Here is a 13,126-nt window from a genome sequence, read left to right on the forward strand (position 1 = left end):
TGCGGCACAGGCCGCGGGCGCTACTCTCGCCGCATGAGCAGAGAGACCTTACGCACAGAGATCACGCTACACTCGCCAGAGGCCACCACGGCCCTGGCGCAGCGTCTTGGCACCCAGCTGGCACCCGGCGACGTGCTGCTGTTGTCCGGCGGGATCGGGGCGGGAAAGACACATTTCGCACGATCCCTGATCCAGTCCCTGCTGGAGATACCGGAGGACGTGCCATCGCCCACCTTCACCCTTGTCCAGGAATACGAGACCACAGCAGGCCCGCTTTGGCACGCGGATCTTTACCGGCTGGGTGATCCGCTTGAAGCGGTTGAACTTGGCCTGGAAGAGGCCTTCACGTCCGCCATCTGCCTGATCGAATGGCCCGACCGGCTGGGCGATCTGACGCCGCAATCCGCGATCCAGATGGACTTTTCCACCGATCCCGATGATGAACAGGTCCGACTGGTGACCATCTGCGCCCCATCTGCAAAACGGGCGCTGTTCGAAAAGGTAAGCGCATGAACAGAATGGATGCCAAACGGCATTTCATCGAAGGCACCGACTGGGCTGAGGCGGCGATCGCGCCGCTGGCCGGGGATGCCTCCATGCGGAAATACGACCGGCTGTGGCATCCCGACGGCCGCAGCGCGGTGCTGATGGACGCCCCGCCGGAAAAAGGCGAAGACGTGCGCCCCTTCGTCCGTATCGCCCGGCATCTTCTGGGCCTGGGCCTGTCCGCCCCGCAAATCCATGCGGCGGATGAACGGCGGGGGTTCCTGCTGCTGGAAGACCTTGGCGATGCGCTTTATGCCCGCGTGCTGGAGGCGGAACCGGACCTGGAATGGCCGATCTACGAAGCCGCAGGGGATGCGCTGATCACCCTGCACGCCGCGCCGCCGCCCAGCGGTGTCGGCCCCTATGACGCCGCAGAGATGACCCGTCTCTCCGCCCTGGCCTACGAATGGTACGGCGCGGGCGTCACCGGCCAGACCCCCGCCGCGATCGACCAGTTTTCAACGACCTTCGCCACGCTCCTTCAGGAGCGTACCGGTACGCCGGAGGTGCTGATCCTGCGCGATTACCACGCGGAAAACCTGCTCTGGTTGCCGGACCGGGACGGCCCGTCGCGCGTCGGCCAGCTTGATTTCCAGGATGCCATGCTGGGGCACCGCGCCTATGACCTGATGTCGCTGCTGCAGGACGCCCGCCGCGACGTGTCCCCGGCGCTGGAAGAGGCCATGATCGGGCAGTTCACCAGCAGCGCCCGCCTGGACGAGCCCAGCTTCCGCCTGGCCTATGACCTGCTCAGCGTGCAGCGGAACCTGCGAATTCTTGGCGTCTTCGCACGGCTGTCCATGGCCTATGGTCGGGTCCATTACGTCGATTATATCCCGCGTGTCTGGGCCTACCTGATCCGAAGCCTCGAACGTCCGGGCATGGCGGATCTGCGCGGTCGCGTCCTGCGCGACCTGCCGGACCCCACGCCAGAAGCCCTGCAGATCCTGAGAGACAAATGCGCCATTCACCCGCTGCCCTGATGCTTTTCGCCGCCGGGTTCGGCACCCGGATGCGCCCCCTGACGGAGACGCGCCCGAAACCGCTGGTGGAGGTCGCGGGCAAGCCGCTGATCACCCATGCGCTTGACCAGGCGCAGGGCATGTCGCTGATCAAGGTGGCGAACGCACATTACCTGGCCGACCAGGTCGAAGCCCATTTCGCCGGCACGGACGTGACCGTGAACCGCGAAGAACCGGAAATCCTGGATACCGGGGGCGGGCTGCAGAACGCGCTGCCCCTGCTGGGCGATGGGCCTGTCTATTGCCTTAACACCGATGCTGCATGGTCCGGTCCGCCCGCCCTGCAGGTCCTGCGCGATGCATGGGACCCCGAGGTCATGGATGGGCTGCTGCTCTGCGTGCGCCCCGAACAAAGCTTCGCCCATCCCGGAGAGGGCGAATTCACCCTTGATCCGCAGGGCCGCGCGACGCCTGGGCCGGGCCTGAACTACACCGGCGCACAGATCCTCAAGACCGACCTGCTGACAGAGGTCAGCGGCCCCGCCTTTTCCGTCTGGGAGCTGTGGAAGCGCATGATCGCCCGTGGCCGGCTGTACGGAACCGCCTATCCCGGTCTTTGGTGCGATGTCGGCCGGCCAGAACATATCGCCACTGCCGAGGCGATGCTGAGCCGCGATGTTTGACCCCTCTGACAAGCCCCGGATCTTCGGCCTGCCCTCCGGTGCCGATTTCCCGCGTGCCTTGCTGCGTGGCCTGCAGGAACGGATGGCGGATCAGCCGCCCCACGCCATGGCCCGTGTGCAACTGGTCGTGAACACCCGCCGCATGTCCCGCCGGATCCGCGCGATCTTCGATGCCGGTCCGCCGGGCCTTCTGCCGCGTCTGCAACTGCTGACGGACCTGACCTGCGCCGCGCCCATTCCGCCCTCTGTCTCTCCCATACGCAGGCGTCTGGAACTGATCCGCCTGATCTCTGCCCTGCTGGATGCAGAGCCTGAGCTGGCGCCGCGCGCCTCTCTCTATGACTTGGCCGACAGCCTGGCCAAGCTGCTGGATGAGATGCAGGGGGAAAAGGTCACGCCAGAGGATATCGCCGCGCTGGATGTCTCTGACCTGTCCGGCCACTGGGCCCGCGCGCAGCGCTTCCTTGAGATCGTCAACAGCATTCCCCGCGATGATGACGTGCTGGACCCCGAAGCGCGCCAACGCCGCATGATCGAGACGCTGATCGCCGAATGGGATGTGAACCCGCCCCAGCACCCCATCCTGCTGGCCGGCTCCACCGGGTCGCGTGGTGCGACGCACCTTCTGATGCAGGCCATTGCCCGCCTTCCGCAAGGCGCGGTCATCTTGCCCGGCTTCGATTTCGACCAGCCCGACCATGTCTGGGAGCGGCTGGATGATCCCCTGAAGGGTGAGGACCACCCCCAGTACCGCTTCCGCAAGCTGATGCTCAGCCTTGGCGTCGAAGCGGGGGACGTGTCCCGCTGGACCGACAATTCGGCGTCGAACCAGGCGCGGAACAAGCTGATCTCTCTTGCGCTGCGTCCTGCCCCGGTCACCCACCAATGGCTGACAGAGGGGCCGGGCCTTGGGGACCTGACGGAGCCCACGAAGGACATCACGCTGATCAAGGCGCCCTCGCCCAGGGCCGAGGCCATGGCGATTGCCCTGCGGCTGCGCCAGGCGGCAGAGGACGGGCAGATGGCCGCGCTTATCACGCCTGACCGGATGCTCACGCGCCAGGTCTCTTCCGCGTTGGCCCGCTGGGGGATCCTGCCGGACGATTCCGCGGGTATCCCACTTCAGCTTACCCCGGCTGGCCGTCTTTTGCGCCAGGTCGCCCGGCTCTTTTCCTCGGCCCCCACGGCGGTGGAACTGCTGACCCTGCTGAAACACCCTCTAGTACATACGGCATCGTATCGCCTACACCACCTTACCCTGACCCGGCGGCTGGAGCTTTACCTGCGTGCCAACGCCCGCCCGCAGCCATCTGCAGAGGACATTCGCGCCTTTGCCCTGAAGCAAAGCAACGAGATCGCCGGCCCCTGGGCCGAGTGGCTGTGTGCCTGCTTCCTCGACAGCGCCTCACCGGGGCCTCAGATGCTGTCCGACCGCACTGCCGCCCACCGCGCTTTGGCGGAACGGATCTCTCACGGCAGCATGGAGGATGGCACAGGCACGCTCTGGGCCCGGGAGTCCGGTGAGGCCGCCCAGGCCCTCATGGAGTCGCTCGCACAAGAAGCACCATACGGCGGCGAATTTTCTTCTTATGATTATGCCTCGCTGTTTGATGCGCTGATCTCGGGCGGTGAGTTGCGCAACGCAGATACGCCGCATCCCCATATCCTGATCTGGGGCACGCTGGAGGCACGGGTGCAGGGTGCTGACCTGGTGATCCTGGGCGGGCTCAACGAAGGGACGTGGCCAGAGGCCTCGAACCCTGACCCATGGCTTAACCGTCAGATGCGGCAGGTTGCCGGGCTGCTTTTGCCGGAGCGCCAGATTGGCCTCTCCGCCCATGACTTCCAGCAAGCCGTCGGCGCAAGAGAGGTCTGGCTGTCCCGTGCCGTGCGCTCACAGGATGCCGAAACGGTGCCATCGCGCTGGCTGAACCGGCTGACCAATCTGCTGGGCGGCCTCGGCGAAGAAGGACAGGCCGCCCTGCACCAGATGGAAGCAAACGGTGACGTATGGTTGGCGCATGCCCGTCTGGTTGAGGCGCCGGTCAAGACACCGCCCGCACCGCGCCCGGCCCCCGCTCCCCCCGTCGCGGCGCGCCCCAGAGAGCTTTGGGCCACCGATGTCCAAAGGTTGATCCGGGACCCCTACGCGATCTATGCACGCCGCATTCTGCGTCTGCGAAAGCTGAACCCTTTGATGCGCGAACCCGATGCCATGCTGCGCGGCATCGTCAGCCACGAGGTGATCGAACGCTTCGTCAAGGATGTGACCGAGGGCCGCTGCCCGAATGACCCCGACGCCCTGATCAAGGTTGCGGAAGAGGTCCTGTCCCGGGACGTGCCCTGGGGCGAAACCCGGGCGCTCTGGCGTGCTCGCCTGTCACGGATCGCGCCCTGGTTCACCGCCCATGAGACCGCGCGACAGGAAGAGGCGGCGCAGATCCTCGCCGAGAAGGCCGCCAAGACGGAGATCCGCGAACTTGGCTTTACCCTGGCCGCAAAGGCGGACCGGGTGGATCTGGACCATGCCGGGCGCTACCACTTGTTCGATTACAAGACCGGCGCGCCGCCCTCCAAGGAAAAGCAGACCTATTTCGACAAGCAGCTGCTGCTGGAAGCCGCCATCGCCGAACGCTCCGGCTTCGGAGAGATCGGCCCCCGCCCCGTGGCCCGCGCTGTCTATATCGGCCTTGGGACCAAGCCAGTAGAGATGCCGGCCCCACTAGACGATGAGCCGCCCGGAAAGATCTGGGAAGAATTCACCGAACTGGTCCGCGCCTGGCTTGAGCCGAATCGCGGCTACGTCGCCCGCCGCGCCATGTTCGAGATGACGGATGAAAGCGATTATGACCAGCTGGCCCGCCACGGCGAATGGGACGTGACGCAGCAACCGGACCGGAGGCCCGTGGAATGAACGCCCCCCGCGATCCCGCCTCTGCCCGGCAGATCCTGGCCGCACGGCCGGATGCCTCGACCTGGCTGTCGGCCAATGCCGGCTCCGGCAAGACCCGCGTGTTGACGGACCGCGTGGCCCGCCTGCTGCTGGATGGGGTTTCGCCGCAGAACATCCTCTGCCTGACCTATACCAAGGCTGCAGCGTCGGAGATGCAGAACCGGCTGTTCAAGCGGCTTGGGGAGTGGGCGATGCTGGCGGATGCGGACCTGCGCGCCGCCCTTGCCCGTCTTGGCGTCGAGGACGAGATCGACAGCGCCCGGCTGGCCCGGGCCCGCACGCTTTTCGCCTCGGCCATTGAGACGCCGGGCGGGCTGAAGATCCAGACCATCCATTCCTTCTGCGCGGCCCTGCTGCGCCGCTTCCCGCTGGAAGCCGGCGTATCCCCCCAGTTCCAGGAGATCGACGACCGCAACGCCCTGATCCTGCGCGACACCGTGGTGGAAGAGATCGCCACCAGCGCGGACACCCATGTGCTGACACGTGCCGCGCTGGCGCTGCGCGACGAAAGCTTCCGCGACCTGACCGCAGAGATCGCCAAGCACCGTGACCTCTTCCAGGCCCCTTTAAGCGATGCCGAGCTTGACCAAGTGCTTGGCCTGCCCTCGGGCACGGATCCCGATGGCTTGCTGGACATGGCCTTTACCGCGCAGGACATGGACCTATTGCCGCGACTTTGTGAAGCGCTCCGCGCGGGAACGACGGGTGGGGATCAGAAGGCGCTTGAGGCGCTTTCCCAGATCAACGGGCGATCCCTTGAGGCCCTGCCGATCCTTGAGGACAAGTTCCTAACGGGCGCGGGGGCCAAACAGCCCTTCTCTCCGGCCAGCCGCTTTCCCTCTGCCGCGGTGAAGAAGGCCTTCGCCCACCTCATGCCAGAGCTTGAGGACTGGCAGGCCCGCGTCGCGGAGACCCGCGATCTGCGCCTGGCGCTGGCGGCAAAGGAGCGCGCCCGTGTCCTTCAGGACTTTGCCCGCGCCTTCCTGCCGCGCTACGCCGCCGCGAAGGAAGCCCGCGGTTGGCTTGATTTCGATGACCTTATCCTGCGCACCCGCGACCTGCTGACCGACAGCGCCGTGTCCCAATGGGTTCTCTGGCGGCTGGACGGGGGGATTGACCACATCCTCGTCGACGAGGCGCAGGACACCAGCCCGGTGCAATGGCAGGTCGTCGCCGCCCTAGCGCGGGAGTTCACCTCTGGCGCCGGCGCGCGGGATGACGTGCTGCGCACGATCTTCGTTGTGGGCGACAAGAAGCAGTCGATCTATTCCTTCCAGGGCGCGGACCCGTCCGAATTCGACCGGATGCGCATGGATTTCGGGGCCCAGCTTCAGGAAACCGGCAAGCCGCTCCAGGTGCTGGAGCTTGAATATTCCTTCCGATCCGCCGATGCGATCCTGTCCCTGGTGGACCGGGTCTTTGACGGGCGTGAAGAGGCCGGCTTTACCACCGATCAACGCCACCGCGCCTTCAAGAACGCCATGCCGGGCCGCGTCGACCTCTGGCCGCTGGTAGAAAAGACCGACGGCAAGGATGATCGTGCCTGGTTCGATCCCGTCGACAAGTTGGCGCAGACCAACCACAACGTCCTTCTGGCTCAAAGCATCGCCGGACAGATCCGCGAGATGCTGGATCAGGGGCAGGTGATCCCGGAAGAGATCGGGCATACGGGAACGTATGCAGCCCGTCCGATCCGCGCCGGAGATATCCTGATCCTGGTGCGCCGCCGCTCCGCCCTGTTCAACGAACTGATCCGAGCATGCAAGCAGGCACGCCTGCCGATCGCGGGTGCGGACCGCTTGAAGGTCGCGGCAGAACTTGCCGTGCGCGACATCACCGCGCTTCTCAGCTTCCTCGCCCTGCCGGAGGATGACCTCTCGCTGGCCGCTGCGCTGAAATCGCCGCTCTTCGGCTGGGACGAACAGGCGCTTTTCGATCTGGCCCACAAGCGCGCCGAACGGGTGACGCTCTGGCATGCCTTGGAAAAACGCGCTGCCGAATTTCCCGCGGTGATCGCGGTGCTTTCGGACCTTCTGGGCCAGTCGGACTTCCTGCGCCCCTATGACCTGATCGAACGGATCCTGACCCGCCATGACGGGCGGCGCAAACTGCTTGGGCGACTGGGCGAAGAGGCGGAAGATGGCGTCGATGCGCTGCTGGACCAGGCGCTGGTCTACGAACAGACAGAGGTGCCCAGCCTGACCGGTTTCCTGGTCTGGATGGAGGCAGGCGCGCTTGAGATCAAGCGCCAGCTCGACAGCGCCGGGGACCAGATCCGGGTGATGACGGTCCATGGCTCCAAGGGTCTGGAGGCCCCGGTGGTGATCCTGCCTGAAACCCTGATCTCTGCCCCCAAGTTTGATGACAAGGTCGTGCCCGCCGCCGATGTGCCGCTCTGGTCCGTGCCCCAGGCAGAGGCCCCGGCCGCCTACCGTGCGCTGCGCGAGGCCAAGGTGGAGAAGCTGCGCCAGGAACAGGACCGGCTGCTCTATGTCGCCATGACGCGGGCGGAAAAGTGGCTTGTGGTCGCCGGGGCGGGAACGCTCGGCAAGGACGGCAAGGATTGGTACGCCCGCATCGCCGCCGCGATGGAGGAAATGGGCGCAGAGGCCCATCCGATGCCCGGCGGCGACGGCCTGCGCCTGGAAACCGGCGACTGGGCGGCGATGGAGTTCCGCGAAGAGATCCCGCAGGCGGAAGAACAGGTCACCCTGCCGGACTGGGCCATGACCCGCGCACCAGTAGCGGCCGGGCCGGACCCCACGCTCAGTCCCTCCGGGCTTGGCGGGGCAAAAGCCCTTCCCGGAGAGGCCGGGCTTGACGAAGACGCGGCCCTGCGTCGCGGCCGCCAGGTTCACCTGCTGCTCGAACACCTGCCCCTGCTACCCGAAGGCGAATGGGGCACCGCCGCTGGCCGGCTGCTGTCCGCCGGCACCGACATGACCGAGGGCGCGGAACTGGCACTGCTGACCGCAGAGGCGCGCGCAGTGCTGACAAGAGACAGCACCCGCCGCCTGTTCACCGAGGACGCCCTGCCGGAGGTCTCCGTGTCCGCCGCGCTGCCGGAACTGGGGAACCAGCGCATTCACGGCACCATCGACCGGCTGATCGTCAGCGACGATCACGTGCTGGCCGTGGACTTCAAGACCAATGCCGTGGTGCCCGAGCGGGCAGAGGACGTGCCCGACGGCCTGTTGCGCCAGATGGGCGCCTATGCAGCCGCGCTGGCCCAGATCTATCCGGACCTGACCATTCGCACGGCGCTTCTGTGGACCCGCACGGCCACCCTGATGCCGCTGCCCCATGATTTGGTCATGGCGGCCTTGCAGCGCGCGGGCTCACCTTGACCCGGTGCCGTACGGCTCTTAGGTTCAGACAAATTCCTTTCAAGGAGAGATGAAATGACGACCCACGCCGTCACCGACGAAACCTTCGAATCCGAAGTCAAGAATTCCGATATCCCCGTACTGGTGGACATCTGGGCCGAATGGTGCGGCCCCTGTAAGCAGATTGCCCCGGCTTTGGAAGAAATCGCCGAAGAGATGGAAGGCAAACTGAAAATCGTGAAGGTGGATGCGGATTCCAACCCCACGTCCGTTCAGGCAATGGGCGTTCGCGGCATCCCCGCGCTCTTCATCTTCAAGAACGGAGAGATCATCTCCAACCGCACCGGTGCCGCGCCGAAAGCCGCGCTTCAGAACTGGATCAACGAATCCATCTAAGCCGCCGGGGCTACAGATTTTCGGAACGGGGCGCCTTCGGGCGCCCTTTTTCATACCTGATCACTCATTCGTGACATCATAGCGCGACAGGGGCACACCACAGCGCCGCAGCGCCAGCGAAACCTTGAGCGGCGCGTCTTCACGCCCAGCATTTATGCTCATCTCCTGCCAGAACCACCAGATGTAGCCCGCGTAATCGGGGTCATGGCTGGCGATCCTATCGAAATCCTCTGGCCCCAGGGCGATGTGGTGAAAGTCGATCCCGGCAAAAAGCAGGGCCGGCTTACCGAAGAAGAATCCAGAAAACGCGGCCGAGGAATTCTCGGTCACGACGTAATCGCAATGGGTCAGGCAGGTCACCATGTCTCGATCGGATATGGTCAGCCGGGGGAAGCGGTCGCACAGACGTTCAACGGCGCGGATCTCATCGGGGGTGTAGACCTCCTTCGGGTGCAGGGTCGCCACGACATCACGCTGCGGATCGCGCTCAAGGATACGCTCAAGCATCTCCACCGGCGCGCAGTGCTGGAAGGAGCGGTGATTCAGCAGCCGGCCCTGCAGCGGCACATAGACGAAGCCATCCCGCGTGGTGCGCTGCGGCGCCTCTCCGAACAGCCGTTTCTGCCAGCGCGCATAGAACTGGTCAGCCTGTCGCCGGCTGATCCTCCCGGCGGGAAACTCCGTCTGGGCCACGCGCCACTGCCAGCGCTCCGCGAAGGGCTCGATGGTCCAGAACGGGTATTGGTAGACCCGCCGGAAGGTCATCGCCCGGTCATGGGTCGGCTGCTCCATGTGGAACAGGGCATAGCCGGGCCGGCCCGGAGCGGCAGCACGTTCCTCCGCGCCGGTGCCAAGGATCTCTACCGCGAAGCCCGCTTCGCGCAGCAGGGACAGGGTGATGTTCAGAAAATTATGCTCACCCGCCAGCGCGCTGCGCCGCAGCTCCGGCTCAAGATACAGGCGCATTTCCCGGGTGACACTCATGTGCCAGAGGCTAGACGCGGCCCCTTCGCCGGGCAAGCGGGATATGGCTTCAAAACCGCTCAACCCTTGCCCCGCAAGCGTGGCACCCTCATATAGCCCTCCAGATCGAAGGAGCGAATTATGGCAGAGAGCGAATTTCCCGGCTGGCACGGCACCACCATCATAGGCGTCCGCAAGGGCGGCAAGGTTGTCGTCGCGGGGGATGGCCAGGTGTCCCTGGGTCAAACCGTCATCAAGGGCACGGCCCGCAAGGTGCGCCGGATCTCTCCCGGTGGGCATGACGTGGTCTGCGGTTTCGCGGGCTCCACTGCCGATGCCTTCACCCTTCTGGAGCGCCTGGAAGGCAAGCTTGAGGCAATGCCGGGCCAGCTGGCGCGTGCCTCTGTCGACCTGGCCAAGGACTGGCGGACGGACAAGTACCTGCAGAAGCTCGAAGCGATGCTGATCGTGACGGATGGCACGGACCTGTTCGTCATCACCGGCGCGGGCGATGTGCTTGAACCGGAAAACGACATTGCCGCGATCGGCTCCGGCGGGAACTTCGCGCTGGCCGCTGCGCGCGGACTTTATGACCACGTCGATGACGCCGAACAGATCGCGCGCAACGCCATGGGCATCGCCGCCGATATCTGCGTCTACACCAATGGCAACCTGACCGTGGAAACGATCCTTGCCTGAAATCACATCCGATGACCTTCGGGCAGCCGTCGCAGCCGGTCACCTGACAGAGGCACAGGCGGCCTCTGTCAGCGTACTCGCACAGCAACGCGCCGGTGCGCGGCAGGTAGAAGACGAACCCTTCGAGCTGTTCAAGGGTTTCTCTGAAATCTTCGTGGCCGTGGGCCTGGGCATCCTGATCCTGGGCGGCTTCGGCCTGGCGCTGGCGATCAACATCCCCGTCATGATGACCATCGGCGCGGCCTGCATCTGGATGCTGGCGCGCTACTTCACCCTGAAACGGCGGATGATGCTGCCCTCGATCCTGCTGGTGACCGCCTTCGGGCTGGCCGTCCTTGCAGTAGCTGCATCGCTTCTGGACCTGCCGCTAAGCTGGGAAGACGTCGATCCGCTGATCTTCGCGGACCCCAACGTCCTGCCATGGCTGGCGCTTTCGGGCATTGTCGCCGCGGCGCTTCTGATCTGGTTCCGCTTCTTCCGCGTCCCCTTCACGATGTTCCTGCTGGGGCTGACCGGGCTGTTCGCCGTGCTCTCGCTGGCGGTGACGTCCAACCCGGTGGGAATGTCGGAAAACCCCTTCGACCTGGGCGCCGGCTCCGTGCTGGCCTGGGGCACGCTACTGGTCGGCCTGCTGGCCCTGGCGGGGGGCACATGGTTCGACATGCGCGACCCGCATCGGCTGGGGCGCATGTCCGCCTCCGGCTTCTGGCTGCACATCGTGGCGGCCACGGCGCTGGTCCACACGATCGCGCAAAGCTGCCTCGCGCTTGGGCCGGGGCTGGGCTACTGGCTGATGGCGGCGGCACTCGTGGTGATTGCACTGCTGGCCCTGGTGCTGGACCGGCGGTCCTTCCTGACGGCAGGCATCGGATACTTCATCTTCCTGCTGAGCTACGCCACCAACCTCACCGGCGACGGAGGCAACTGGATCTTCGTCTTCCTCTTCATGGGCGTCTTCCTGACGCTGCTCGGCTCTTACTGGATCCAGGTGCGCTGTGCCCTGATGCGCGCGCTGCCGTCCTTCCCCGGCAAAGACCGTCTGCCGCCCTATGGCGCCGAAGCCGCATGAGCCGATTTTCCCATATCCTCACACGACACCACGCCCTTGCGTGCCAGGGCCAAGCGCCCCGCGCCGCAGGCTGATCCCCGAAAGGACGGAAGAATGACCGACCTCACCCCCCGTGAAATCGTCTCGGAACTGGACCGTTTCATCATCGGACAAAAGGACGCCAAGCGCGCCGTGGCCGTGGCCCTTCGCAACCGCTGGCGCCGCAAGAAACTGTCCGACGACCTTCGTGACGAAGTTTATCCCAAGAACATCCTGATGATCGGCCCGACCGGCGTCGGCAAGACAGAGATCTCGCGCCGCCTGGCCAAGCTGGCACGCGCGCCCTTCATCAAGGTCGAGGCCACGAAGTTCACGGAGGTCGGCTATGTCGGCCGCGACGTGGAACAGATCGTGCGTGACCTGGTGGACAGCGCCATCGCCCAGACCCGCGAATACATGCGCGAAGACGTGAAGGCCAAGGCCCATGATTCCGCCGAAGAGCGCGTGATCGACGCCATCGCCGGCACGGACGCCCGCGAAGGCACGCGCGAGATGTTCCGCAAGAAGCTGCGCGACGGCCAGCTTGACGACACGATCATCTCTCTCGAGGTGGCGGATAACTCCAACCCGCTCGGCGCGATGGACATTCCCGGCCAGCCCTCCGGCCAGATGGGCATGATGAACTTGGGCGATATCTTCGGGAAGGCCTTCGGCGGACGGACGGTCACCAAGAAGCTGCGCGTGGCGGACAGCTATGAGCTGCTGATCAGCGAAGAGGCCGACAAGCTTCTGGACGATGAAACCGTGAACCGCGCCGCGCTGAAATCGGTCGAGGAAAACGGCATCGTCTTCCTGGATGAGATCGACAAGGTCTGCGCCCGCCAGGACGCCCGTGGCGGCGATGTCTCCCGCGAGGGGGTGCAGCGCGACCTGCTGCCGCTGATCGAAGGCACGACCGTTTCCACCAAGCATGGCCCGGTCAAGACGGACCACATCCTGTTCATTGCCTCCGGCGCCTTCCACATCGCCAAGCCCTCTGACCTGCTGCCCGAGCTTCAGGGCCGCCTGCCGATCCGGGTCGAGCTGCGCGCGCTGACGGAAGAGGACTTCGTGCGCATCCTGACGGAAACGGACAACGCCCTGACCCGCCAATACGCAGAGATGCTGGGCACGGAAGAGGTGAAGGTCGAATTCACAGAAGACGGCATTCACGCCATCGCCCGCATCGCCGCAGAGGTGAACGCCAGCGTGGAGAACATCGGCGCCCGTCGCCTTTACACGGTGATCGAACGCGTTTTCGAAGAGCTCTCCTTCACCGCGCCCGACCGCACCGGAGAGGTCGTCTCGGTCGATGCGGCCTTCGTCGAGAAAAACGTGGGCCAGCTCGCGGCCTCCACCGACCTCAGCCGCTACGTGCTGTAACACGCATGGGCGGTGGCCCGCCTGGCCGCCGCCCATGGCCCGGTCCCGTGGCGTCTACGCCGCAGACCGCGCAAGGGCAGGCGGCCTCGACCGCCTGCGCCTTTGATCACACCAGGATGGAAATGCGC

General features: G+C 65.4%; 10 protein-coding genes. 9 read left to right on the plus strand and 1 reads right to left on the minus strand.

The window, feature by feature from the left end:
• Positions 1-33: 33 nt before the first annotated feature.
• Genes tsaE through trxA form a run of 6 tightly spaced genes read left to right on the plus strand, consistent with a single transcriptional unit; the run spans position 34 to position 8,866 of the window.
• The gene (gene tsaE / locus HCZ97_RS09175) at positions 34-513 is read left to right on the plus strand and encodes a tRNA (adenosine(37)-N6)-threonylcarbamoyltransferase complex ATPase subunit type 1 TsaE (protein ID WP_167688404.1); all 480 of its coding nucleotides are present in this window, start codon (positions 34-36) and stop codon (positions 511-513) included.
• Positions 510-1,529 carry an aminoglycoside phosphotransferase family protein gene (locus tag HCZ97_RS09180; RefSeq protein WP_167688405.1) on the plus strand — a complete coding sequence of 340 codons (1,020 nt, stop codon included), beginning with the start codon at positions 510-512 and terminating at the stop codon, positions 1,527-1,529. The genes tsaE and HCZ97_RS09180 overlap by 4 nt, the downstream gene beginning before the upstream one ends.
• Entirely contained in the window at positions 1,505-2,191 is a 687-nt protein-coding gene (locus HCZ97_RS09185; protein ID WP_167688406.1) for a nucleotidyltransferase family protein, read from the plus strand. The genes HCZ97_RS09180 and HCZ97_RS09185 overlap by 25 nt, the downstream gene beginning before the upstream one ends.
• Positions 2,184-5,105, plus strand: a complete 2,922-nt coding sequence (addB, locus tag HCZ97_RS09190; protein ID WP_167688407.1) for a double-strand break repair protein AddB — start codon at positions 2,184-2,186, stop codon at positions 5,103-5,105. The genes HCZ97_RS09185 and addB overlap by 8 nt, the downstream gene beginning before the upstream one ends.
• Positions 5,102-8,491, plus strand: coding sequence for a double-strand break repair helicase AddA (gene addA, locus HCZ97_RS09195; protein WP_167688408.1), 3,390 nt, complete (start codon positions 5,102-5,104; stop codon positions 8,489-8,491). The genes addB and addA overlap by 4 nt, the downstream gene beginning before the upstream one ends.
• Positions 8,492-8,545: 54 nt before the next feature.
• Entirely contained in the window at positions 8,546-8,866 is a 321-nt protein-coding gene (gene trxA / locus HCZ97_RS09200; RefSeq protein ID WP_167688409.1) for a thioredoxin, read from the plus strand.
• 60 nt (positions 8,867-8,926) lie between these two features.
• Here the strand turns inward: trxA and HCZ97_RS09205 are convergent, their stop codons facing one another.
• Positions 8,927-9,850, minus strand: a complete 924-nt coding sequence (locus HCZ97_RS09205) for a hypothetical protein (protein ID WP_167688410.1) — start codon at positions 9,848-9,850, stop codon at positions 8,927-8,929.
• 120 nt (positions 9,851-9,970) lie between these two features.
• Between HCZ97_RS09205 and hslV the strand changes: the two genes are divergently transcribed.
• From hslV to hslU, 3 genes are all read left to right on the plus strand, one after another.
• Positions 9,971-10,528 (plus strand): ATP-dependent protease subunit HslV, encoded by a 558-nt coding sequence (gene hslV, locus HCZ97_RS09210; RefSeq protein ID WP_167688411.1) that lies wholly within the window; start codon positions 9,971-9,973, stop codon positions 10,526-10,528.
• A complete protein-coding gene (locus HCZ97_RS09215) occupies positions 10,521-11,597 on the plus strand; it encodes a hypothetical protein (RefSeq protein WP_167688412.1) in 1,077 nt (358 codons plus the stop codon). The genes hslV and HCZ97_RS09215 overlap by 8 nt, the downstream gene beginning before the upstream one ends.
• A 93-nt stretch (positions 11,598-11,690) precedes the next feature.
• A complete protein-coding gene (hslU, locus tag HCZ97_RS09220; RefSeq protein WP_167688413.1) occupies positions 11,691-12,998 on the plus strand; it encodes an ATP-dependent protease ATPase subunit HslU in 1,308 nt (435 codons plus the stop codon).
• Positions 12,999-13,126 lie beyond the last annotated feature (128 nt).

This window comes from Pseudooceanicola sp. HF7 (assembly GCF_011806405.1).
Taxonomy (GTDB): Bacteria; Pseudomonadota; Alphaproteobacteria; order Rhodobacterales; family Rhodobacteraceae; genus Pseudooceanicola.

What these genes read in the sequence shown, in the direction of transcription:
- HCZ97_RS09205 (WP_167688410.1), bottom strand. Translation starts at nt 9,850, where the DNA reads ATGAGTGTCACCCGGGAAATGCGCCTGTATCTTGAGCCGGAGCTGCGG.
- tsaE (WP_167688404.1), top strand. Translation starts at nt 34, where the DNA reads ATGAGCAGAGAGACCTTACGCACAGAGATCACGCTACACTCGCCAGAG.
- hslU (WP_167688413.1), top strand. Translation starts at nt 11,691, where the DNA reads ATGACCGACCTCACCCCCCGTGAAATCGTCTCGGAACTGGACCGTTTC.
- trxA (WP_167688409.1), top strand. Translation starts at nt 8,546, where the DNA reads ATGACGACCCACGCCGTCACCGACGAAACCTTCGAATCCGAAGTCAAG.
- hslV (WP_167688411.1), top strand. Translation starts at nt 9,971, where the DNA reads ATGGCAGAGAGCGAATTTCCCGGCTGGCACGGCACCACCATCATAGGC.
- addA (WP_167688408.1), top strand. Translation starts at nt 5,102, where the DNA reads ATGAACGCCCCCCGCGATCCCGCCTCTGCCCGGCAGATCCTGGCCGCA.
- HCZ97_RS09185 (WP_167688406.1), top strand. Translation starts at nt 1,505, where the DNA reads ATGCGCCATTCACCCGCTGCCCTGATGCTTTTCGCCGCCGGGTTCGGC.
- addB (WP_167688407.1), top strand. Translation starts at nt 2,184, where the DNA reads ATGTTTGACCCCTCTGACAAGCCCCGGATCTTCGGCCTGCCCTCCGGT.
- HCZ97_RS09180 (WP_167688405.1), top strand. Translation starts at nt 510, where the DNA reads ATGAACAGAATGGATGCCAAACGGCATTTCATCGAAGGCACCGACTGG.